Here is a 21139-nt window from a genome sequence, read left to right as displayed (position 1 = left end):
CGTTGAGCAGGCCACCCACCGGGCCCTCGGCGTAGCCCGGGGTCAGTGCCGGGAACTCGACCTCGGTCCCGGCCACGCCCTCGGGCCGGTTGCCCGGCGAGTAGCTGTCGGCCGCGTCCAGCACGCCGTACCCGGCCGTGCCACCGATGGCACCGACCGCGTCCACCGCCTGGGTCGGGCTCTGCGTACTCGGGTAGCCGTGCCCGTCACCCTCCTCCGCGGCCGCCATCCCGGCCAGCGGGAACGCCACGGCACCCAGGGCGCCGACGGCGACCAACGAGCGTCGCATCCGGTTGTTCATCGCATCCGTCCTTCGGTTCGGGGAGCATTCCCCGCACGGCACCGCGGTGCCGTACGTCCGCGGCCGGTGGCCCGCGAAGGCGCACCGTGACCGCCGCCGGGAGCCCGGGCGGCGGTCACGGTGGCGCCGTCTCACATGTTGTCGGCGCCGGCCTTGATCGCTTCCCGGATGCGGTTGTAGGTACCGCACCGGCAGATGTTGCGGATCTCGTCCAGGGCCTCGTCGTCGATGTCCCGACCCTCGGCCTCACACCGCTTCACCAACGCCACCGCCGCCATGATCTGACCCGGCTGGCAGTACCCGCACTGCGCCACATCGTTGTCGATCCAGGCCTCCTGCATCGGATGCAGGGTGTCCCCGTCGGCCAGACCCTCGATCGTGGTGATCTCATCGGACTCCGAGATCGCCCCCACCGGCACCGAACACGGGTTGAACGCCTTGCCGTTGACATGACTGGTGCAGGCCTTGCACACGTTGATCCCGCAGCCGTACTTCGGGCCGGTGATCCCGAGGACGTCGCGCAGGACCCACAACATCCGCACGTCGTCCTCGACATCGACGGTCACGGTCTCGCCGTTGACCTTGAAAGTATGTGTCGACATGAGCTCGGGTCCTCCTAGCGGGCCATCTCGAGGCCGTTGGTCGGCGACGGCGGGATCGGCGGCACCGTCGGGTACGGCTCGAACGGCAGCGGCTCCTTGTGCAGGATCGGGAAGTACTCCGGCACCGTCCCCGTCGCCCGCGCGTAGGCACAGGCGATCGCACCGCAGGTCGGCGCCACCGCGAGCTCACCGACGCCGCCCGGCTCCGGGCGTCCGCTGTCGACGATGAAGATCTGCATGTCCAGCGGGGTGTTCCACTGGCGGGTGTAGAAGTAGTTGTCCCAGCTCGCCTCGATGAAGTGCCCGTCCTCGAGGTGCAGGCTCGAGGTCAGCGTCATCGCGATGCCGTCGTTGATCCCGCCCATGACCTGGGCCTTGTAGCCGAGCGGGTTGATGATCAGTCCGCCGTCGCTGGCGAAGACGACCTTGGTGACGCGCGGCCCGGTGCGGGCCGAGCGGATCTCGCGGTTCACCGTCTCAGGCCGACAGTCCAGCTCGACCAGGCAGGCGGCGAAGCTCTTGTACTCGATGTGGAAGCCGATGCCCTGGGCGGTGCCCTCCTCCATGGAGCGGCCCCAGTTCCCCTCCTCCGCGACCTTGTCCAGCACGGCGCGCATGGCGTCGTCGCGCAGGAACTCGCGGCGGAACTCGTAGGAGTCCTTGCCCATCTTCGCCGCGATCTGGTCGACGATCAGGTCGCGCGCGGTGCACACGTCCGGGGAGTACACGTTGCGCATCGAGCTGGTGTTGAACCGCAGGTCGACCTCGGACAGAACGCGGGTCTGGGCGCCGAAGTCGTACGGGGTGGTCTGGGTGAGCTCCCAGATCGCCTCGGAGAACCCGACCGCGCCCAGCGGCAGCTTGGCCGCAGCCGCGGTGGCCGCGTCACCTAGACCGTGCCCGAAGTCGGTGGTGACGCTGGTGTGGCGCTGCTCGAAGCTGACCACCGACTCGCCGGCCACGACGGCCCGGATCCGCGAGGTGGCCATCGGGTGCGTGCGGCCCTGGCGGGAGTCGTCGGCGCGGGTCCAGATCAGGCTCACCGGCTTGCCCAGCTTCTGCGAGACCTCAGCGGCCTCCTTGGCCGCGTCGCCGAACAGCCGGCGCCCGAAGGAGCCACCGCCCTCCACGACGTGCAGGGTCACCGCGTTGACCGGCATGCCGAGCTGCTCGGCGATGTCGTGCTGGACCGTGATCGGGACCTTCAGCGCGGACCAGATCTCGGCCGACCCGTCCCGGACGTCGGCGATCGCCATGTTCGTCTCGAGCGCGGAGTTACTGCGGAAGTAGAACGTGAAGTCGCCCTCGACGGTCTCGCCCGGGACCGACGGCACGGCCAGCGGCAGCTCGGCGGCGCGGACCTTCTCGAGCACGGACTCGTCGTTCTCACCCTCGACGGTGCCGCCGTCCCACTCCACACGCAGCGCGTTGACACCGTCGATGGCCTGGCCGGTGGTCGCGGCGCGGACCGCGACGCCGGTGCTCACCATCTCCACGTCGGTGATGCCGGGCATGTTCCGGACCTCGTCGGCGTTCGCGACGCTCAGCGGCTCGGAGTTCAGGTTCGGCCCGCGGCAGATGACGGTCGGCAGCGCGTCCGGCACCTTCATGTCGGCGAGGAACTGCTTCTTGCCGGTGACGATCGCGCGCGCGTCGGACTTGCCGCGCTCCGTCCCGATGATCGAGAACTCCTCGCGCGGCTTGAGCGCGACCTCGACCTGCTTGGTCACGTCGGTGGCCGCGGCCTCGGTGAGCTCGGAGAACGGGATCGCGCTGCCGCCGGCACCGGTGATCAGGCCGGCGCGGCTGGTGAGCGTGTCGACGTCCTGCCCGAGGAGGTGGGCGGCGGCGTCGAGCAGCGCACCCTTGGCGATGGCGGCCGCGACCCGGATCGGGGTGAACGTCGAGAACGTCGTGCTGGACCCCCCGGTGAGCTGGTTGAACACCAGCTCCGGGCGCGAGTCCGCGAGCGTGACGTTCACCTGCTCGGGCTCGAGGTCCATCTCCTCGGCGATGATCATCGCGGTCGAGGTGATGATGCCCTGGCCGTTGTCGGAGCGGGGCAGCGCGAACGAGACGGTGCCGTCCCGGTTGACCTCGACCTTCACCAGGTTCGCGGTCGGGCGGGCGGTGTCGCGGATCGCGTCGAGCAGGTCGTAGGCGTCGGCGACCTGCGGCGGCGAGGGGATCGCCGCCGCCGAGGCCCCGGGCGGGGCGAACAGCTGCTGGCGGCCGAGCTCGGCGGCGACGACCAGCGTGGGCGCAGCGACCAGGTAGCCGAGGAAGCGGCGACGGCTGACGTCGCGGCGTTCCTTGGGTGCACGTGTCGGGGCAGACATCGTCGTCCTCTCCATCACCTCCGGGGGCTGTGATGCAGGGGGAGCCGCCCACCGGAGTCCGTCGGGAGGCGAACGAGGCCCGCGGCGCCGAGGTGCGGGACGCGATGCGAGGGTTCCGGCCCCCGGTGTTCCGCACGGCGTTCCGTGACGACGCAACTACTCGCAGGTCACCTCAGGTCAGGTGAGCCTTGCTTCATCCGCAGATGCGGATGACACAGGCCACGTTAACCCGCATTAACCGGTTGCCCGGCGACGTTGGCGATGACCCCTTCGGGTGAGCGTCGGCACCCACCTCGGTGGGTAGGGCCGATCACCGGCGACCGGCCCGCAGCAGCCGCACGAACGTCCACGGCAGCAGCACGACGACGCCGAGCACACCCAGCACACCGGCGGCGACGATCGTCCACGCCGGAGCGCCGTTCCCCTGGCCGCCCACGAGGACGGAGACGACCAGCAGGCCCCCGGGCACGCCGACCACCGCCGGCCACACGAGCGTCCCCAGCCACTTCTCCCCGACGGTCCAGGCCCGCCCGGTCCACAGCATCACGACACCGGCGAGCCAGCCGACGACCGGGAGCACGAAGCCGCCGAGCATCAGCATCAGGACGGTGAGGACGGGGTAGGCGTCCGGGTCGCCGGGTCGCGGGGCCGGGCGCTGCGGGTCGGCGGTCATGGTGGTCATCTCCTGCTCCTTCTCCCTGTGCGGTGACACCAGGATCGCGCCGGAGCGGGGGTGTGCACATCGGAGCGGGGGCTGATCCGGGACGTCCGACCGTGGTCGGACGTCCCGGAGAACTCCTCCGGAACGACCGGAAGCCGGGCCCCGATCGGGGCCCGGCTTCCCGGGTGGCGGTAGCGGTGGGATTCGAACCCACGGAGGCGTGAACCTCACGCGCTTTCGAGGCGCGCTCCTTCGGCCGCTCGGACACGCTACCGCCGAGAAGGCTACTAAACGCCCTCACGCCGATCGGTCCGGGGGGCGGTCCCGGTGGGCGGCGAAGAACGACTCGAGCTGGGCGGCGGCCTCACCTGCGCGGATGCCGCCGACGACCTCCGGTCGGTGCGCCAGCCGACGGTCGCGCAGCACGTCCCACAGCGAACCCGCGGCGCCGGTCTTCGGCTCCCAGGCCCCGAACACGACCCGGTCGACCCGGGCCAGCCCGATCGCGCCGGCGCACATCGTGCACGGTTCGACGGTCACGGCGAGGGTGGTGCCGGTCAGCCGCCACTCGCCCACGACCCGGGCCGCGGCGCGCAGGGCCAGCACCTCGGCGTGCGCGGTCGGGTCGCCGAGCGCCTCCCGGGCGTTGCAGGCGGCGGCCAGCTCGGTGCCGTCGGCGGCGAGGACCACCGCACCGATCGGGACGTCACCGGTCGCGGGCGCCGCCCGCGCCACCTCCAGGGCCCGCCCCAGCGCGCGCTCGTCGGCCGGGCGGAACACTCAGGAGTTGACCAGCTCGTCGAGCTCCGCGGCGAAGCCGCAGCGCCGGGCGATCGTGTCGAGCTGCTCGTCCGGGTACAGGTCCAGGTCCTCGACCAGGATCTCCAGCTCGTCGGCGGGCAGGCCGAGATCGCTCACGATCCCGAGGTCCCCCTCGGGCCAGGGGTCGTCGAGCACGTCGTCGTCCGGCGGGAGCTCGACCCGCAGCAGGTCGAGCACGTCGGCCGCGACGTCGTAGTCCAGCGCGGCGGCCGCGTCGGAGATCAGCATCCGCACCCCGCCCGGCGAGGGCCGCAGCAGGACGAAGAACTCGTCGTCGACGTCGAGGAGGCCGAGCACGGCCCCGGTCGACCGCTGCGCGCGTAGCGCGGTGATCGCCGCGTCGAGATCGACCAGGGCTACCGGGTCGAGCTGGACACAACGCCACTTGCCCTCCTCGCGGATCGCGGCGACCGCGAATCCGGGAAGGGCGGCGCCCCGGGTGTCCGGGGTGGCCTCGACGCTCTGGGTGGGCACGCCCGATACGGTACGTCGCGAGAGCGTTGTGAGCCACGCCACGACCAGGTATGCGTGGTCACATCGCCGCCGCTGGTCGCCCGGCGGCCGGTCGTGGGCGACGATCGGTCCATGCCGATCACTCCCGCGTCCGTCGCCGGGCTGCCCGATGGCCTGCTGAGCTCCGCGCGTGCCCTGCAGCCGCGCACCGTCGCGCTGCGCCGGGAGCTGCACCGGACGCCGGAGCTCGGGCTGGCGCTGCCCCGCACCCGCGACGCCGTGCTGCACGCGCTGGCGGACCTGCCGGTGTCGGTCCGCACGAGCCGGTCGTGCGGCTCGGTGGTCGCCGTGCTGGAGGGCGGGCGGTCCGGCCCGACGGTGCTGCTGCGCGGGGACATGGACGCGTTGCCGCTGCACGAGGACACCGGCCTGGACTTCGCCTCCGGCGTCGACGGTGCGATGCACGCCTGCGGCCACGACACCCACACCGCGATGCTCGCCTCCGCCGCGCGCCTGCTGGCCGGGTACCGGGACCGGATCGCCGGCCGGGTCCTGCTCGCCTTCCAGCCGGGCGAGGAGGGCTTCCACGGCGCCCGGCGGATGATCGAGGAAGGGCTGCTGGACGACGGGCCGGAGCTGGCCTACGCGCTGCACATCTCCTCGACCGTCCCGAGCGGGCAGCTGCACCACCGCACGGGCCCGATCATGGCCGCGGCCGATCGGGTGCGGGTGACGGTGACCGGCCGGGGCGGGCACGCGTCGGCGCCGCAGGACGCCTGCGACCCGGTCCCGCCCGCTGCCGCGATGGTCGGCGGCCTGCAGACCGTGCTCACCCGCCGGGTCGGGCCGCACCAGCCCGCGGTGCTCACCGTCGCCCGCATCGAGGCGGGCACCACCGACAACGTCATCCCGGAGACCGCGCAGCTGACCGCGACGCTGCGCACCCTGTCCGAGCCGGTCCGGGCACTGCTGCACCGGGAGATCACCGAGCACTGCCGGCACCTGGCCGCCGCGTACGGGTGCACCGCCGAGGTCGAGATCGAGCCCGGCTACCCGGTCGCGGTGAACGACCCCCAGGCCACCTCCTCGCTGGTCCGGGTGGGCGAGAAGGTGCTCGGGCGGCACGCCTGCGTGGCGATGACGGACCCGTTGATGGGGGCCGAGGACTTCGCCTACGTGCTGGCCCGGGTGCCCGGGTCGCTGGCGTTCCTCGGGGCCCGGCCGGCCGGGGTCGCGCCGGGCGACGCCGCCCCGAACCATTCCAACCGGGTGGTGTTCGACGAGGCGGCGTTCCCGGCCGGTGTCGCGGTCTACGCGGGGCTGGCGCTGGCGGCGCTCACGGCGCCGGAACGGCCGTAGCCCTTCCAGTTGCGCTGCGCGTACGCGGCCAGTGCGGTGGTCACCGCCAGGCCTGCTCCCGTGCTCGCGATGATCGACATGAAAACGGTCGCCATGACGGCTCCTCCTCACCCTGATCGTCGACGCTGACTGCGCCCACCACCAATTCTTCCAGCCATACGCCGCCGCGTCGCCCGGCAGATCCCCACCGGTGACAATGAGGTCCGTCACAGGTCGGCACCCCTCCGATGTGCCGTTTCCGGTTGCCATGACTAACGTCCGGAGAAACCACTCACGAAATCGGACGCATCACCACGAAGCGATCGTTTCGTAACGTAAGCATCGTTTCCGGATGATGTCGTCAGGGGGATCGACGTGGACGAACACACTGGTGGGGGTACTTCGGGCGTCACCGTGACCGACCGGGCCACCATGAAACGGGCCGTCGCCGCGGCAGCGGTCGGCAACATCACCGAATGGTTCGACTTCGGTGTCTACGGTTACCTGGCCACGACCATCGAGGCGCAGTTCTTCCCGGAGGGGCCGCTGGCGAAGGTCGCGGTGTTCGCGACGTTCGCCGTCGCCTTCTTCTTCCGTCCGCTGGGCGGGCTGTTCTTCGGCCCGCTCGGGGACCGCATCGGGCGCACGAAGGTCCTCTCGATCACCGTGATCATGATGGCGTTCGGGACGTTCCTGATGGGACTCATCCCCTCCTACGCCACGATCGGCATCGCCGCACCGATCCTGCTGGTCTGCGCGCGCGTGGTGCAGGGCTTCTCCACCGGTGGCGAGTACGCCGGCGCGATGACCTTCATCGCCGAGTACAGCCCGGACCGTCGCCGCGGGTACTTCGGCAGCTTCCTGGAGCTGGGGACCTTCGTCGGCTACGCCTTCGGCGCGACCGTCGCCTCGGTCCTCCCGCTGGTCTTCAGCGAGGAGTTCATGTCGTCCTGGGGCTGGCGGATCCCGTTCTTCGTCGCGCTGCCGCTGGGCATCGTCGGGGTCTACCTGCGGGTGCGGCTGGAGGAGACGCCGGCCTTCCAGACCCTGCTCTCGCAGTCGGAGGAGCGCGAGGGCACCGAGGTCAAGGACGGCTTCCGGCTGATCTTCACCCGCTACCTGCCGACGTTCATGATGGTCGGCGGCATCGTCGTCGCCTGGAACGTCACGAACTACATGCTCACCAGCTACATGCCGACCTACCTGGAGGACGACGTCGCCGCTCACGGCGGCACGCCGATCGACTCGACCACCTCGGCGTGGCTGCAGATCGCCGTGCTCTGGGTGGCCGTGCTGGTCATCCCGTTCCTGGGCAGGCTCTCCGACCGGGTCGGCCGCAAGCCGATCATGTGGACCGGCGCGGGCGGGCTGATCGTCCTGGGCGTTCCGATGATCCTGCTGATGCAGAACGGCTCGGTGCCCTCGGTGCTGCTCGGGCTCGTGCTGATGGGCGGGCTGCTGATCTGCTTCTCCTCGACCAGCCCCTCGACGCTGCCCGCGGTGTTCCCGACCGAGATCCGCTACGGCGGCCTGTCGATCGCGTTCAACCTGTTCGTGTCGGCCTTCGCCGGGACGGTGTCGCTGGTCATGAGCGCACTCGTGCTCACCACCGGGGACCTGCTCTGGCCCGGCTACTACCTGATCGCCGCCGGCGTCGTCGGCGCCGTGACGCTGTGGTTCCTGCCCGAGACCAACGGCCGGCCGCTGCGCGGGTCGCAGCCGGCCGCGTCCAGCGAGGAGGAGGCGCGGGAGCTCGCCCGCGCCGGGCACCGATGACCACGCACTGATCGCTTGTCCTCCTGCGGGGAGCGGCGGCACGCTGCACGCGTGCTGTCGCTCCCCGCCCTGTTGCAGGCCCTGACCTCCGGTGAGCTCTCCCCCACCGAGCACGTGGACGACGTCCTCGCCCGGCTGGAGCGCGACGAGACCAACTGCGTGATCGAGCTCGACGCCGAGCGGGCCCGGTCCCGCGCCGCGGAGCTGACCGCGCTGTCGGCCCGCGGTGAGCGGGCCGGGCCGCTGCACGGGGTCGCCGTCGGGATCAAGGACCTGATCGACGTCGAGGGGTTGCCGACCCGCTGCGGGTCGCGGCTGCTGGCCGGGGCGGCCCCGGCCGGGGCGGACGCCCCGGTGGTGGCGATGCTGCGGGCGGCCGGCGCCGTCGTCGTCGGGAAGCTGCACACCCACGAGTTCGCCTACGGCCCGGTCGGTGACGTCGCCGCGACCGGCCCCGCCCGCAACCCGCACGACCTGTCGCGGGTGACGGGCGGGTCGTCCTCCGGCTCGGCGGCGGCCGTCGCGGCCGGGCACCTCGCGCTGACCGTCGGCACCGACACCGGGGCGAGCGTGCGGACCCCGGCCGCGCTGTGCGGGGTGGCGGGGCTGAAGCCGCGCCGCGGCGCCCTGCCCGGGGCCGGGGTGTTCCCGCTCGCGGAGTCCTTCGACACGGTCGGGCTCCTCGCCGCCGACGCGGCGTCGCTGGCCGTGGCACGGGCGGCGCTCGGCGGTCCGGCCCGCTCCGGGGCGGGCGGCGGCCCGCTGCGCATCGGGGTCGCACGCGGTGACTGGTGGCGCCCGCACGACCCGGTGCTGGGCGACGCCGTGGACGCCGCGGCCGCGGCACTGGCCGGGCTCGGGCACCCGGTCGCCGACCAGGGCACCCCCGGCGTCGCGGAGCTCGCCGCCACCTACCCGGTGATCGTCGGCGCGGAGGCCTGGGCGACCCACCGGGAGTGGTTCACCACCCGGCGCGACGAGTACCAGCCGGCCACCGCGGACCGGCTGGCCCCGCACGCCGACGGCCCCGCACACACCTACGTGGACGCCCGGCGCGCCCGGGCCCGGCTGTCCGCGGCCCTGCCGGCGCAGCTCGACTGCGACGTGCTGCTGTGCCCGACGACGCGGCTGCGGGCCACCCCGATCGGCGCGACCGAGGTCGCCGGCGCGCCGGTACGGCCGTCGATGCTGGAGACGACGTCACCGTTCAACCTGCTGGACCTGCCCGTGGTGGCCGTGCCCGTCCCCGTCCCGGGGCTGCCCGCGGGGATCCAGCTCGCCGGGGTGACCGTGGGCGAGGCCGACCTGCTCGAGCTCGCCGGGGCGCTCGCGAACCGGCTCTGACCCGGAGCATCGAGGTCGGCCGGCGGATCTCCCCGCGCGGCCCGGCGGGCCCGGGCCCCGGGGCGTGAGCGGACGGGCCACCGGCGGTCTCTACGCTTCGGACGCATGCGAGCGGTGTGCGTGCTGGGGACCGGGCTGATCGGCGGATCGCTGATGCGCGCCGCCGCACGCGCCGGACGGACCGTCTGGGGCACGGCGGCGTCCGAGGCCACCGCGGCCGCGGCCGTCGCCGACGGGTTCGACGTCACCACCGACACCGACGCCGCGCTGGCCCGGGCCGCCGAGGCCGACGCCCTGGTGGTGGTCGCCGTCCCGCTGACCGCGCTGGAGCCGGTGCTGCGCCGCGTCGACGCCGTCGCACCCACCTGCCGGCTGACCGACGCGGTGAGCGTGAAGGTCGCGGTCGCCGACGCCGTCGCCGAGTTCGCCCCGCGCGCCCGCTACGTCGGCGGGCACCCGATGGCCGGCACCGCCGAGTCCGGCTGGGCGGCCGGGACCACGGACCTCTTCGAGGGGGCGGCCTGGGTGGTCGCCGCCGACGACGGTGCGGACCTCGAGGTCTGGCGGGACGTCGCCGGGCTGGCCTGGGCCTGCGGGGCGCGCGTCGTGCCCTCGGCCGCCGACGAGCACGACATCGCCGTCGCCCGGATCTCGCACCTGCCGCACCTGTTCGCCGCCGTGCTCGCCTCGGTGGGCGCCGGCGAGCAGGGTGACGACCTCGCCCTGGCGCTGTCGGCGAGCTCGTTCGCCGACGGCACCCGGGTCGCCGGGACCCGCCCGGAGCTGGTGCTCGCGATGTGCGAGGGGAACCGGGCCGCGCTGCTCGCCGCCGTCGACGACGCGCTGGGCCGGCTCGGGGCGATGCGCGGGGCGCTGGCCTCCACCGGCGGGCTCGCCGCCACCGTGCACTCCGGGCACGAGGCGCGGATGCGGTGGGCGTCCACCCGGGAGCCCCTGGAGCTGCCGGTCTCCTTCGACGGCGACCCGGCGGCCGTGCTCGCCGAGCTGCGCGAGCTGGGCCGCCGGGGCGACGTGCTGGAACCCCCGAAGTCCTGAGCCCGCACGCCCGGGCCCGGCCCGGTCGCTACGCCCCGAGCCCGGCCCGCGAGGCCGTACCGGGATGGTCGAGGACGAAACCGTCCGCGTCGACCGTGAGCTCTGCCGGGGGCCCGCCCGCGGCGAGCGCGACCACGGCGGGCTCGGTGCCGGTACCCGCCCGCACCGTGCGGTAGGTCCGCTCGGTGGCGGCCACCGCGAGCGTCGGCAGGTCCACCGACACCGTCGGCAGCACGTGCTCCGCCGGGTCGCGGTGCAGGCCCAGCCGGCGCACCGGCAGCGCGGCGAACACCGGGCTGCAAGCGAGAGCGGCGTCGCACGCGCCGCCGAACGCACCGCGGGTGCCGCCGGACCCGTCGTCGACCAGCCAGACGCCGTCGGTGCTGCGGCTGATCGTCACCTGCTGCTCGCCGGCCGCGGTCGCCACGTCGACCGCCAGCCGGGACAGCGTGCCGTCACCGGCCACGACGAGCCGGTAGGACGCGGTCAGCACGCCGTCCGCGGTACCGCGGATCATCCGGCCGACCGCCCGGAACCCGCCGCCGGACGTCGTGATCCGGGCGGACTCGAGGCCGGTCGCACCGTCGGTCCCCGGGCCGGACCGCCAGCTCAGCATGAGCGCCATGCCCACCACCGTGTCATCAGCCCGGCTCCCGCCGTACCTCGGCGGGGTCGACGTCGTCGCGCACCCCACGGACGACCGGCTGGCGCAGCCGCCCCGCCGACGTCCACCCGAGGTGGGCGATCTCCACCACCACCGACGGCGTGCACCAGCGCGCCCCCGCCGCGTCCACCCGCGGGATCGTGGTCGCGAACGGGGAGGCCTGCGCGGTTAACGGCCCGAGCCGGGCCGCGAGCACCTGCTGCACCGCGGACCCGGCCAGTCCGGACCCGGCGCGACCGGCGAACTCCAGCCCGTCCGGCCCGGGGACGCCCAGCAGCAGGGCCCCGATCCGCGCACGCCCGCCCTTCTCCGGACGCCACCCGCCGACCAGGCAGCTCTGCGAGTGCCGGTGCGCGACCTTGACCCAGTCGGGACTGCGCCGGCCCGGCCGGTAGGGCGAGGTCTCCCGCTTCGCCACGACGCCCTCCAGTCCGCGCTGCGCGGTGACGTCGAGCAGCGCCGCACCGTCCGGGTACAGCGGGGACGCCTCGACGTGCGCGAGTCCAGGCAGGTCGAGCCGTTCCAGGGTGGCGCGCCGCTCGGCGAGCGGCCGGTCGAGCAGCGCGACCCCGTAGAGCCGCAGCACGTCGAACACCATGAACGTGACCGGGCGGCGCCGGGCGGCCGCCGGGTCCACCACCCCCTGCATCCGGTGCGCGAGCGCGGCGAAGCTGGGCACGCCGGCGTCGAGCAGCACCACCTCGCCGTCGAGCACGACGTCCGGGGCGAGCGTCACCAGATCGGCGAGCTCGGGGAAATTCGGCGTGACGTCCCGGCCGGATCGGGTACGCAGGGACAGTGTCCGCCCGGCACCGGCCGCGCCCTCGGTGACCGAGGCGAGCACGCGCATGCCGTCCCACTTGACCTCGAACGACCAGCCGGGACCGGTCGGGAGCGGTCCGGGGGTGGCGAGCATGGGCAACACACCGTCATGCTGTCACCGACCGTCCGCCGCGCCACGCGACGTGGTCCGGCCGGGCCACGGAGGGGGAACGCCACATGCGCGCGATCTGGAGCGGGGCCGTGTCGTTCGGGCTGGTCAGCGTCCCGATCAAGGTCTACTCGGCGACGTCCAACCACGACGTGCGCTTCCACCAGGTGCACGGTGAGGACGGCGGCCGGATCCGGTACAAGCGGACCTGCGAGGTGTGCGGCGAGGAGGTGTCCTACGCCGACATCGTCAAGGGCTTCGAGACGCCCGAGGGCGAGCTGATCACCCTGGACGAGAACGACCTGGCCTCGCTGCCGGTCTCGACCGGGCACGAGATCGACGTGATCGAGTTCGTGCCGAACGACCAGATCGACCCGCTGCTGTTCGACAAGAGCTACTACCTCGAACCGGAGACGAAGGCCGCGAAGCCCTACGCGCTGCTGCGCGAGGCGCTCAACGAGACCGACCGGACCGCCGTGGTGAAGGTGGCGCTGCGCCAGCGCGAGACGCTGGCGCTGCTGCGGGTGCGGGACAAGGCGATCGTCCTGCAGACCATGATCTGGCCGGACGAGGTGCGCGAGCCGGAGTTCGACATCCTCGACACCGACGTCGAGCTGCGGCCCCAGGAGCTGCAGATGGCGTCGTCGCTGGTCGAGAGCATGGGCGCGGACTTCGACCCGTCCGAGTTCCACGACGAGTACCGCGACGCGATGGTCGACCTGATCGAGGAGAAGAAGACCCACGGCGACGCCCGCCCGGCCCCGGCCGCGGAGAAGACCGACGAGAGCGCCGACTCGATGAGCGACCTGCTGTCCGCGCTGCAGGCCAGTGTGGACGCGGCGCGGTCGTCGTCCGGCTCGGCGTCCTCGTCGTCGGGCGGCTCGTCGTCTCGCAGCTCGTCGTCTCGCAGCTCGTCGTCTCGCAGCTCGTCGTCTCGCAGCGCGTCGTCGGGTGGCTCGTCGGCCGCGAAGTCCGGCTCGGCGAAATCCGGCTCGGCGAAGACCGGCTCGGCGAAGACCGGCTCGGGCGCGACCCGCTCCCGGTCGACGACGCAGTCCCGGTCGAAGAAGGCCACCGAGGAGAAGGAGACGGCCGCGACCGGCACCGAGGGCGGCGGGTCGAAGACGACCACCACGCGGCGCCGGTCGAAGAAGTCCGCCTGACCCCCGGCCCGCTCAGGGCCCGAAGCTCGACGCCGGCGGCGCCTCGTCCTGCTGCAGCGCGCCGAACAGCTCCTGCGACCGGCTGCGGTCCCACTTCAGGCCGGAGCCGCTGGAGCCGCCGATCGGCACGGTGGTCTGAACCCCGTCGCCGCCTGCGACGCCCTTCATCCCCCAGGCCAGCCCGGCGAGGTTCCAGATGTGGTCGCCGTCGTCGACGGTGATCGTGTCGGTGACCGCCGACGCGAGCGGCACCATCCGGAACGGGTTGATCAGCGTCAGCGGACTGGTCGCCTTGCCGAGCAGCGCGGAGAGGAACTCGCGCTGGCGCTGCACCCGGTCGAAGTCCGACCCCGCCGTGGCCCGGGTACGGACGTAGCCCAGCGCGGTCGGGCCGTCGAGCTCCTGGCAGCCCGCCTCGATGTCGAGCCCGGCCTTCGGGTCGTCGATGGCCTCCTCGACGCACATGTCGACCCCGCCGACGGCGTCCACCGCACCGACGAAACCGCCGAAGCCGACCTCGACGTAGTGGTCGACCCGCAGGCCCGTGGCCTCCTCGACGGACTGTGTCAGCAGCTGCGGGCCGCCGATCGCGAACGCTGCGTTGATCTTGCTGTTGCCGTGGCCCGGGATCGGGACCAGCGAGTCGCGCGGGATCGAGACGAGCACGCTGCCCGAGCTGCCGGTGTGCAGCAGCATGATCGTGTCGGTGCGCTGGCCCGCGGCCTCGCCGGTGGCCAGGCGCTCCGCGTCCTCACCGGACAGACCTTCGCGGCTGTCCGAGCCCACGATCAGGTAGTTCGTGCCCGACGACGACGCCTCGGAGTCCGCGGGCAGCGCCTCCACCCGGGTCATGTTCTGGTCGAGGTACACGCCGAACCCGACGATCGCGACCAGCAGCACGATCAGGACGGCCTTCCAGCGGCCGCGCATCGAGCCGCGCATCCGCCGCCAGTCGGGCAGCGTCGGACCCTTGGTGACCCGGCCGTCCCGCGGGGCCTGCGACGCGGGGTGCGCCGGCGGCCCGGCCCCGGCAGCACCCGCCGGGCGGGATCCCGCACCACCCCGGGGCGGCGGGGCGGCCGGTGGCAGGTTCCCCGGCGCCCGGCCGGGCGGGGGCTTGCGCAGCGGGCCCCGCCCGCGGGCGGGTGGCGGCTGCGGCGGAGGTTGTTGCGGGGGTGACGGCGGCGGCATCGGGCGGCCGCCGTGCCCGGGGAGCGGGCCCCGCCGGGGCTGGTTCGCCCAGCCCGGGCTGCCGCCGCGCCGCGGCGGCTGCCCGCCCTGCGGCGGCCGCCCACCGCCCGGGGGCGGGCCGCGGAAGTCTCCGGCCATGCCTGCTCCACCGTCCCGACCGGCCCCTCGGGGTTGCGGGACCGAATCCCGACGATACTGCCGCGGGCACCGCGGGCGGTGGCACCGGGCCCGGATACCGCCGGGCCGCAGCTCGGCGGGGACGGACCGGGCAGGATCGCCCGGGTGGATCTCCCCGCCCTGCCCCTGTTCGAGGACGATCTCGACGCCGAGGGCGTCGTCCGGGCCGCGTCGGTCGTGCGGCGCCCGCCGGACATGCCGGACACGGCCGTCCTCTGCTGGTTCCCCGAGGTCGTGGACGGGGTGGGGGCCGACGGCGCCCGCGCGCTGTCGGTGCTGCGCACCGAGCTGGGCCGGACCCCGATCTGGCGCACGCACGGGCCGGGCGGCCGGCCGGTCGCCGTCCTCCACCCGGGGGTCGGGGCACCGCTCGCGGCGATGTTCCTGGAGAACCTGGTCGCAATGGGTGTGCGGACCGTCGTCGGGGTCGGTGGCGCCGGTGCGCTGCTGCCCGAGCTGACCCTCGGGCACGCGGTGGTCCTCGGCAGCGTGCTGCGTGACGAGGGCACCTCGTTCCACTACCGGCCGCCGTCGCGCACGCTCGACGCCGATCCCGGTGGGGTCGCGGCCCTGGAGCGGGTGCTGGGCGGGGCCGGGCTGCCGTGGGTGGTGGGGCGCTGCTGGACCACCGACGCCGTCTACCGGGAGACCCCACGGCGGGTGGCCCGGCGCCGGGAGGAGGGCTGCGCGGTCGTCGACATGGAGGCCTCCGCGCTGGTCGCGGCCGCGCAGCGGCTCGGGGTCGGGTACGGCCAGGTGTTCCTGGCCGCCGACTCGCTGGCCGGGCCGGAGTGGGAACACCGCGGCTGGACGACGGCGCGGCAGGCCCGCTCGGGCCTGTTCGGCCTGGCCGTCGCCGCGGCCGAGGAGTGGGCGTCGGCATGATGGGACCCATGAGCGAGCCCGTCTTCGACAAGCGTGACCAGCTGGACAAGGTGGCGGCCGGCCTGCTGGAGGGCGAGCGGATCGTCGCCGTGCTCGACGCGGTCGGCACCGGCACCGGCTTCCTCGGCCTGACCGACCTGCGGGTGGTGCTGCAGGACAATTCGTTCGCCGGGAAGAAGACGGCGATCACCTCGATCCCGTACTCGCGGATCGGCACCGTCTCGTTCGTCGCGGACCGCAACGTGCTGGGCCGGTTCGCGAGCTCCAGCACGATCTCGGTGACCGTCGGGTCGCACACCTACGAGGTCGAGTTCCGGGGCGACGACAAGGCCCGCCTCGCGCACGACGTCATCCTCGGGCACCTGACCCGCCCCTGAGCTCAGGCGTCGCGCAGCGCCGCGAGGAAGGCGAGCAGGTCGGCCTCCCCTTCGGAAGCGATCACGTGCACCCGGCGGAGGTCCAGCTCCCCGTAGGCGTGGACGAGGAGGTTGCGGAACGCGGCCGCCCGGGCGAGCCGCTCCGCGAGTGCGACATCCAGGACGCCGTACCGGCCGAGTGCCCGGAAGGCGTCGCCGTACGTCGCCGGCGAGCCCAGGCCCATCGTGACGCAGGACGACATGGCGGTGTCGATCACCACCTGGATCGCCTGCCAGAGATGCAGGACCACCGCGTCCGTGGCGTCGGTCATGGGTGCCAGATCGGCCGGGTCCCGCGGCAGCCGGTCGGCGACCCGGTCGAGGTGACGGCGGACGGTCGCGGCCCGCTCGGCCAGGAGCTCCGGCCGGATCCCCCGGGTCATCGGCCCAGCTCCGCGAGCACGTCCTCCTGTGCCCGCCGGATGACGGGGCCGGCGTCGCACCAGAACCTGGTGGCGTCGAGGACGAACTCGAGGTGGGCTCCGGCCGACTCGTACAGGCAGATCCCGTCCCGCGCGGCCTCGAACCGGAGCAGGGCGGTGGTGCGGGCGAGGTCGACGAGGTCGACGGCGTCGGTGCCGAGCGCGCTCGTGATCGCGTCCAGGAGCCCGGCGGGATCGACGTCGCCCAGGTACCCCAGGTCCCAGTCCGACCCCGGGTGGGCCTCGCCGCGGCTGCGGGATCCGTGCAGGACCAGGAGCTCCAGCCCGGGGGTCCGGGACGCGACGGCGCGCACGGCCTCGGACCGCGCCTGGTCGAGGCTCTCCGGACGGGGCATGACCACACCGTAGCCACTTGCGGACATCGTGAGCGGTCGTGACCGGGAGCACGCTCGGCGGCGGCGCCGGACGGCGGGTTGCGACACTGGCCCCATGACCGTCTCCGCTTCGTCGCCGAGCACCCCCGACTCGGACGCCACCCCGGCCGGGCCGGAGCAGACCGACGTCCTGGTCGTCGGGGCGGGACCGGCCGGTGCGGCGGCGGCGGCGTGGGCCGCCCGGCACGGGTGCGACGTCGTCCTCGCCGACTCCGCCACGTTCCCCCGCGACAAGGCCTGCGGGGACGGGCTGACCCCGCGGGCGATCGCCGAGCTCACCCGGCTCGGCCTCGGCGACTGGGTCGACGGGCACGGCACCAACCGCGGGTTGCGCGCGCACGGGTTCGGCCAGGTCCTGGAGCTGCCGTGGCCGGGCGGGTCGCTGCCGGCGCACGGGTCGGCGATCCCGCGCACCGAGCTCGACGCCGGCATCCGCCGCGCCGCGCTCGACGCCGGCGCGACACCGCTGGAGAGCGCGAAGGCGGTCGACGTCGTGTTCGCCGGCGACCGGGTCGAGTCGGTCGTGTTCGCCGACGGCCGTTCGGTCCGCTGCCGGCGCCTGGTCGTCGCCGACGGTGCCCGCTCCACGCTGGGCCGGGTGCTCGGCCGGGAGTGGCACCAGGACACCGCGTACGGCGTCGCCGCCCGCGGCTACATCACCTCGGGCCGGCACGACGACGACTGGATCAGCTCGCACCTGGAGCTGCGCGGCGCGTCCGACGAGGTGCTGGCCGGGTACGGCTGGCTGTTCCCGCTGAACGACGGCCGGGTCAACATCGGCGTCGGCACGCTGGCGACCGACCGCCGCCCGGCCAACCTCAAGCTGCGCGGCCTGATCAAGCACTACGCCGACGCCCGGCGCGCCGACTGGGAGCTCGGCCCCGAGGTGGAGCTCGTGCGGTCGGCGCTGCTGCCGATGGGCGGCGCCGTCTCCGGTGTCGCCGGGCCGAACTGGGCGCTGATCGGCGACGCGGCGGGCTGCGTGAACCCGCTCAACGGTGAGGGCATCGACTACGGCCTGGAGACCGGCCGGCTGGTGGCCGAGCTGCTCGCCACCGAGGCGGACCTCTCCCCCGCGTGGGCCGCGACCCTGCGCTCGCACTACGGGCAGGCGTTCTCGATCGCCCGCCGGCTGGCCGGGCTGATCACGATCCCGCGGCTGCTGCCGCTGGCCGGCCCGGTCGGGATGCGGTCGCGGGCGCTGATGACCGTCGCGCTGCGCGTGATGGGGAACCTGGTGACCGACGAGGACCGCGACCTCACCGCCCGCGCCTGGCGCGCCGCCGGGAAGCTGTCGGTGCGCCTCGACGACCGGCCGCCGTTCCCCGCCGCCGACCTGCGCACCCCGGCCCCCGCACGCTGACCCCGCGCACCGGACGCCCCCAGGGGCACCCTCGGGGCACACAGCGCCACCGGGGTGCCCCTCGGAGCACGAGCACGCCGGGGCGGCGAGCCGAGCCCGGCGACGACGGTCGCGCGGAACCGTGCCGGTCCCCGGGCGCGGAGCCGGAACTCGATGGACATCACCGCCCCCGCACCCGGCATGATCAGCATCGTGAGTACCGCTGAACCGACCGTCGTCCTGGTGCACGGCGCGTCCTGCAACTCGGCGTCCTGGGGCCCCGCGGTCCGCGAGCTCGCGCTCCGCGGGGTGCGGGCGCTGGCCGTGGACCTGCCCGGGCACGGCTTCGGCGCCCGCATACCGCGCGGTCTGCTCGGCACCCGGGACCCGGAGCTGCTGGCGTCCGAACGCAGCGGGATCGCCGGGGTCGGCACCTCCGACGACCTCGCGTCGGTCGCCGCCGTCCTGCGCCGCGCGAAGGAGCACGGCCCGGTCGTGCTGGTCGGCGCCAGCCGCGGCGGCGCCACCCTGAACGCCGTCGGCAACGCCCACCCGGAGCTGGTGGACCGGCTCGTCTACATCTCGGCGCACTGCCCCGTGTCCGCCGGGGTCGGCGAGTACCACGCCTCCCCGGAGAACGCGGAGAGCCTGCTGCACCGCACCGCCGGGCTGCTCCTCGCCGATCCGGGCCTCGTCGGCGCGCTGCGGTTCGACTGGGGCACCGCCGACGCGGAGCTGCTCGACGTCCTGCAGGAGGCGCTGCTCGCCGACGGCACCCGCGACGAGCTGCTGACCTACCTGCACGCGCAGGACCCGGACGAGTCGATCGTGATCGAGGACGAGCTGATCCGCGCGAACCCGGACACCTGGGGCCGGATCCCGCGCCACTACGTCCGGCTCCCCGCGGACCGGGCGATGCCGCTCGCGCTGCAGGACCGCTACATCGCCGAGGCGGATGCGCTGACCCCGGACAACCGGTTCGTCGTGCACGACCTCGACGCCACCCACATCGGCGTCCAGATCCACCCGGAGCCGATCGCGGAGCTGCTGCAGCGGGTGATCACCACCGGGTGACCGGGCGCCCCGGCGCGTCACGCACGCGCGCCGTACGCGACGCTCCGCGATTGTCGATCACTCCGTGGGCCCGCGTGCCGAGCCGGTTCCCGCGCCGGGGGTGACGGTACGGTCGGCCGACCTTTCCGCCCGTGAGGCGGACGGACGGCGCGTGCGCGTGCCGGCCCGCGACGACGACCACCGGGAGGGCCCGTGCAGCGGGGGGACGATCCGGACCGCACCCGCCGGGGTGCGCCCGGTCCGTGGCAGACCGGCAACCGCCGCCGGCAACCCGATCACGCGCCCGGGCCGCCGCCGGACGCGACCCGCCGCGTCGGCCCGCCGCCGCAACAGCAGGGCGGTCCGCCCCCGCCGCAGGGCCCGGCCGCACACCAGGGGCCGCCGCCGGACGCGACCCGTCGCATGGGTCCGGGCGAGGACCCGACTCGCCGCACGGGGCCGCCCCCGACCGCGGCGTACGGCGCACCCCGCCCGCAGCGCCCGGACGCCACCCGGATGATGCCGGCGCCGGTCACCGAACCGGAACTGCTCGGTGGCCGGTACCGCCTGGAGGGGCTGATCGGGCAGGGCGGCATGGCCGACGTCCACCGCGCCACCGACACCCGGCTCAACCGCCCGGTCGCGGTCAAGATCTTCGGCCCGGGCAACGACCCGACCGCCGACCAGCGCTTCGAGCAGGAGGCGCAGGTCATGGCGAACCTGCGCCACCCCGGCCTGGTCGCCGTGCACGACTTCGCCGTCGAGCCCGAGCGCGCCTACCTGGTGATGGAGCTGGTCGACGGGCCGACGCTCAAGGACGTCATCGCCCGCGAGGACCTGCCGCCCGAGGACATCCGCCGGATCGGCAACGAGGTCGCGCAGACCCTGTCCTACGTCCACGGCCAGGGCATCACGCACCGGGACGTGAAGCCGTCCAACATCCTCATCGACTCCGACGGCCGGGCCCGGCTCGCCGACTTCGGTGTCGCCGCGCTGCTCGGCGCCGACGGGCACACCGCCGCCGGGGAGATCATCGGCACCCCGGCGTACCTGTCCCCCGAACAGGTCCGGGGCCGCGGTGTGGGCCCGCCGACCGACGTCTACGCCCTCGGCCTGGTGCTGCTGGAGGCCTGGACCGGGCGGCAGGAGTACCAGGGCGAGGGGCTGCAGGGCGCCGCCGAGCGCGTCAACCGCGCCCCGGTGGTGCCCGGCGACGTCCCGGAACCGCTCCACTCGGCGATCTCCCAGGCCACCGTGACCGACCCGCACCGCCGCGCGGACGCCCGGCAGGTCGCCGAGACGCTGGCCGGGCCGGGTCCATCACCGGCCGCGCCACCCCCGGTGGAGCCCGAGCCCGAGCAGCGGGACCTGGGCTCGTCCGGGGCCGGGAAGTGGATCGCGATCGGCGCGTTCGTGGTGGCGCTGCTGGTGCTGCTGATCGGGTTCCTGCTCTTCGGCGGGGACGGCTCCGAGACCCAGGCCCCGCCCACCACGGAGTCCAGCGCCCCGGCGACGACGGAGCAGACGACCGAGGAGACCACCGAGCAGACGACGGAGGAGACCACCGACAGCCCCACCTCCGAGGAGGACGGCGGGTTCCCGTTCCCGACCCTGCCCTCGAACATCCCGACGGAGCTGCCGTCGAACATCCCGACCGAACTGCCGTCGAACCTGCCCGATCCGAACGAGCTCGGGCAGAACGCGCAGAGCTTCTGGAACACGGTCCAGCAGTGGTGGTCCCGCCTCTCCGGCGGCGGGAACTGAGCGCGCAGGTGGCGTCCGCTACCCGGGGCGGCGCGCACCGCACG

Annotated in this window: 22 protein-coding genes and 1 tRNA gene; 10 read left to right on the top strand and 13 right to left on the bottom strand. The window is 74.1% G+C overall.

Features of this window, described 5'->3' with window-relative positions; genetic code table 11:
* The 7 genes from BM093_RS22425 to BM093_RS22395 all read right to left on the bottom strand — a co-directional run.
* Nucleotides 1–301, bottom strand: a 301-nt coding sequence (locus BM093_RS22425; RefSeq protein WP_218162872.1) for a hypothetical protein, incomplete at its 3' end; no start/stop codon positions are given.
* A gap of 131 nt (nucleotides 302–432) precedes the next feature.
* Nucleotides 433–903 (bottom strand): (2Fe-2S)-binding protein, encoded by a 471-nt coding sequence (locus tag BM093_RS22420; protein ID WP_093348445.1) that lies wholly within the window; start codon nucleotides 901–903, stop codon nucleotides 433–435.
* A gap of 14 nt (nucleotides 904–917) precedes the next feature.
* Nucleotides 918–3242 (bottom strand): molybdopterin cofactor-binding domain-containing protein, encoded by a 2325-nt coding sequence (locus BM093_RS22415; protein ID WP_245773714.1) that lies wholly within the window; start codon nucleotides 3240–3242, stop codon nucleotides 918–920.
* A 310-nt stretch (nucleotides 3243–3552) separates the two neighbouring features.
* Nucleotides 3553–3924: a hypothetical protein gene (locus BM093_RS22410; protein WP_093348435.1), complete on the bottom strand. Its 372-nt coding sequence runs from the start codon at nucleotides 3922–3924 to the stop codon at nucleotides 3553–3555.
* A 165-nt stretch (nucleotides 3925–4089) separates the two neighbouring features.
* Nucleotides 4090–4177 (bottom strand) — tRNA-Ser (locus BM093_RS22405).
* A gap of 23 nt (nucleotides 4178–4200) precedes the next feature.
* Nucleotides 4201–4683: a nucleoside deaminase gene (locus BM093_RS22400; RefSeq protein WP_093348432.1), complete on the bottom strand. Its 483-nt coding sequence runs from the start codon at nucleotides 4681–4683 to the stop codon at nucleotides 4201–4203.
* On the bottom strand, nucleotides 4684–5199 hold the full coding sequence (locus tag BM093_RS22395; RefSeq protein WP_093348427.1) for a tRNA adenosine deaminase-associated protein: 516 nt from the start codon (nucleotides 5197–5199) through the stop codon (nucleotides 4684–4686).
* Between the two features lie 111 nt (nucleotides 5200–5310).
* Between BM093_RS22395 and BM093_RS22390 the strand changes: the two genes are divergently transcribed.
* The gene (locus tag BM093_RS22390; RefSeq protein WP_093348534.1) at nucleotides 5311–6537 is read left to right on the top strand and encodes a M20 metallopeptidase family protein; all 1227 of its coding nucleotides are present in this window, start codon (nucleotides 5311–5313) and stop codon (nucleotides 6535–6537) included.
* On the opposite strand, the gene BM093_RS36100 is transcribed toward BM093_RS22390, so the two are convergent.
* Nucleotides 6489–6632: a hypothetical protein gene (locus BM093_RS36100; protein WP_177238641.1), complete on the bottom strand. Its 144-nt coding sequence runs from the start codon at nucleotides 6630–6632 to the stop codon at nucleotides 6489–6491. The genes BM093_RS22390 and BM093_RS36100 overlap by 49 nt on opposite strands.
* 259 nt (nucleotides 6633–6891) lie before the next feature.
* Here BM093_RS36100 and BM093_RS22385 point away from each other — a divergent pair, with 259 nt between their 5' ends.
* The 3 genes from BM093_RS22385 to BM093_RS22375 all read left to right on the top strand — a co-directional run bounded on the left by BM093_RS22385 (nucleotide 6892) and on the right by BM093_RS22375 (nucleotide 10692).
* Nucleotides 6892–8292, top strand: a complete 1401-nt coding sequence (locus BM093_RS22385) for an MFS transporter (protein WP_425439189.1) — start codon at nucleotides 6892–6894, stop codon at nucleotides 8290–8292.
* A 51-nt stretch (nucleotides 8293–8343) separates the two neighbouring features.
* Nucleotides 8344–9636 (top strand): amidase, encoded by a 1293-nt coding sequence (locus tag BM093_RS22380; RefSeq protein ID WP_093348420.1) that lies wholly within the window; start codon nucleotides 8344–8346, stop codon nucleotides 9634–9636.
* A gap of 105 nt (nucleotides 9637–9741) precedes the next feature.
* On the top strand, nucleotides 9742–10692 hold the full coding sequence (locus tag BM093_RS22375) for a prephenate dehydrogenase (RefSeq protein ID WP_177238640.1): 951 nt from the start codon (nucleotides 9742–9744) through the stop codon (nucleotides 10690–10692).
* A gap of 28 nt (nucleotides 10693–10720) precedes the next feature.
* Here the strand turns inward: BM093_RS22375 and BM093_RS22370 are convergent, their stop codons facing one another.
* Both BM093_RS22370 and ligD read right to left on the bottom strand, forming a co-directional pair.
* Complete coding sequence (locus BM093_RS22370; protein WP_093348524.1) at nucleotides 10721–11317, bottom strand: putative glycolipid-binding domain-containing protein; 597 nt, start codon at nucleotides 11315–11317, stop codon at nucleotides 10721–10723.
* 16 nt (nucleotides 11318–11333) lie between these two features.
* Nucleotides 11334–12272 (bottom strand): non-homologous end-joining DNA ligase, encoded by a 939-nt coding sequence (ligD, locus tag BM093_RS22365; protein WP_093348417.1) that lies wholly within the window; start codon nucleotides 12270–12272, stop codon nucleotides 11334–11336.
* An 83-nt stretch (nucleotides 12273–12355) separates the two neighbouring features.
* Between ligD and ku the strand changes: the two genes are divergently transcribed.
* Nucleotides 12356–13450 carry a non-homologous end joining protein Ku gene (gene ku, locus BM093_RS22360; RefSeq protein WP_093348414.1) on the top strand — a complete coding sequence of 365 codons (1095 nt, stop codon included), beginning with the start codon at nucleotides 12356–12358 and terminating at the stop codon, nucleotides 13448–13450.
* A 12-nt stretch (nucleotides 13451–13462) separates the two neighbouring features.
* On the opposite strand, the gene BM093_RS37975 is transcribed toward ku, so the two are convergent.
* Entirely contained in the window at nucleotides 13463–14779 is a 1317-nt protein-coding gene (locus BM093_RS37975) for an LCP family protein (RefSeq protein WP_093348410.1), read from the bottom strand.
* Nucleotides 14780–14923: 144 nt separating this feature from the next.
* Here BM093_RS37975 and BM093_RS22350 point away from each other — a divergent pair, with 144 nt between their 5' ends.
* Together BM093_RS22350 and BM093_RS22345 are read left to right on the top strand one after the other, a co-directional pair.
* Nucleotides 14924–15703 carry a nucleoside phosphorylase gene (locus BM093_RS22350; protein WP_177238639.1) on the top strand — a complete coding sequence of 260 codons (780 nt, stop codon included), beginning with the start codon at nucleotides 14924–14926 and terminating at the stop codon, nucleotides 15701–15703.
* A gap of 8 nt (nucleotides 15704–15711) precedes the next feature.
* Nucleotides 15712–16080, top strand: a complete 369-nt coding sequence (locus BM093_RS22345; protein ID WP_093348408.1) for a PH domain-containing protein — start codon at nucleotides 15712–15714, stop codon at nucleotides 16078–16080.
* A gap of 2 nt (nucleotides 16081–16082) precedes the next feature.
* Here BM093_RS22345 and hepT read toward each other — a convergent pair whose 3' ends face one another.
* On the bottom strand, nucleotides 16083–16502 hold the full coding sequence (gene hepT / locus BM093_RS22340; protein WP_093348405.1) for a type VII toxin-antitoxin system HepT family RNase toxin: 420 nt from the start codon (nucleotides 16500–16502) through the stop codon (nucleotides 16083–16085).
* Nucleotides 16499–16897 carry a nucleotidyltransferase domain-containing protein gene (locus tag BM093_RS22335; protein WP_143105486.1) on the bottom strand — a complete coding sequence of 133 codons (399 nt, stop codon included), beginning with the start codon at nucleotides 16895–16897 and terminating at the stop codon, nucleotides 16499–16501. Before BM093_RS22335 ends, hepT begins: the two co-directional genes overlap by 4 nt.
* A 94-nt stretch (nucleotides 16898–16991) precedes the next feature.
* Between BM093_RS22335 and BM093_RS22330 the strand changes: the two genes are divergently transcribed.
* The 3 genes from BM093_RS22330 (at nucleotide 16992) to BM093_RS22320 (ending at nucleotide 21095) form a co-directional block, all read left to right on the top strand.
* Complete coding sequence (locus tag BM093_RS22330) at nucleotides 16992–18299, top strand: geranylgeranyl reductase family protein (RefSeq protein WP_177238638.1); 1308 nt, start codon at nucleotides 16992–16994, stop codon at nucleotides 18297–18299.
* 192 nt (nucleotides 18300–18491) lie between these two features.
* Nucleotides 18492–19352 carry an alpha/beta fold hydrolase gene (locus BM093_RS22325; RefSeq protein WP_245773713.1) on the top strand — a complete coding sequence of 287 codons (861 nt, stop codon included), beginning with the start codon at nucleotides 18492–18494 and terminating at the stop codon, nucleotides 19350–19352.
* Nucleotides 19353–19544: 192 nt separating this feature from the next.
* Complete coding sequence (locus BM093_RS22320; protein ID WP_093348396.1) at nucleotides 19545–21095, top strand: serine/threonine-protein kinase; 1551 nt, start codon at nucleotides 19545–19547, stop codon at nucleotides 21093–21095.
* Nucleotides 21096–21139: the final 44 nt, after the last annotated feature.

This window comes from Pseudonocardia ammonioxydans, assembly GCF_900115005.1.
Lineage (GTDB): Bacteria > Actinomycetota > Actinomycetes > Mycobacteriales > Pseudonocardiaceae > Pseudonocardia > Pseudonocardia ammonioxydans.
Note: the sequence above shows the minus strand (reverse complement) of the source record. Positions and strands in the feature narration are given on the sequence as shown.

What these genes read in the sequence shown, in the direction of transcription:
- BM093_RS22420 (WP_093348445.1), bottom strand. Translation starts at nt 903, where the DNA reads ATGTCGACACATACTTTCAAGGTCAACGGCGAGACCGTGACCGTCGAT.
- BM093_RS22415 (WP_245773714.1), bottom strand. Translation starts at nt 3,242, where the DNA reads ATGTCTGCCCCGACACGTGCACCCAAGGAACGCCGCGACGTCAGCCGT.
- BM093_RS22410 (WP_093348435.1), bottom strand. Translation starts at nt 3,924, where the DNA reads ATGACCACCATGACCGCCGACCCGCAGCGCCCGGCCCCGCGACCCGGC.
- BM093_RS22390 (WP_093348534.1), top strand. Translation starts at nt 5,311, where the DNA reads ATGCCGATCACTCCCGCGTCCGTCGCCGGGCTGCCCGATGGCCTGCTG.
- BM093_RS36100 (WP_177238641.1), bottom strand. Translation starts at nt 6,632, where the DNA reads ATGGCGACCGTTTTCATGTCGATCATCGCGAGCACGGGAGCAGGCCTG.
- BM093_RS22375 (WP_177238640.1), top strand. Translation starts at nt 9,742, where the DNA reads ATGCGAGCGGTGTGCGTGCTGGGGACCGGGCTGATCGGCGGATCGCTG.
- BM093_RS22370 (WP_093348524.1), bottom strand. Translation starts at nt 11,317, where the DNA reads ATGGCGCTCATGCTGAGCTGGCGGTCCGGCCCGGGGACCGACGGTGCG.
- ligD (WP_093348417.1), bottom strand. Translation starts at nt 12,272, where the DNA reads ATGCTCGCCACCCCCGGACCGCTCCCGACCGGTCCCGGCTGGTCGTTC.
- ku (WP_093348414.1), top strand. Translation starts at nt 12,356, where the DNA reads ATGCGCGCGATCTGGAGCGGGGCCGTGTCGTTCGGGCTGGTCAGCGTC.
- BM093_RS37975 (WP_093348410.1), bottom strand. Translation starts at nt 14,779, where the DNA reads ATGGCCGGAGACTTCCGCGGCCCGCCCCCGGGCGGTGGGCGGCCGCCG.
- BM093_RS22345 (WP_093348408.1), top strand. Translation starts at nt 15,712, where the DNA reads ATGAGCGAGCCCGTCTTCGACAAGCGTGACCAGCTGGACAAGGTGGCG.
- hepT (WP_093348405.1), bottom strand. Translation starts at nt 16,502, where the DNA reads ATGACCCGGGGGATCCGGCCGGAGCTCCTGGCCGAGCGGGCCGCGACC.
- BM093_RS22335 (WP_143105486.1), bottom strand. Translation starts at nt 16,897, where the DNA reads ATGCCCCGTCCGGAGAGCCTCGACCAGGCGCGGTCCGAGGCCGTGCGC.
- BM093_RS22330 (WP_177238638.1), top strand. Translation starts at nt 16,992, where the DNA reads ATGACCGTCTCCGCTTCGTCGCCGAGCACCCCCGACTCGGACGCCACC.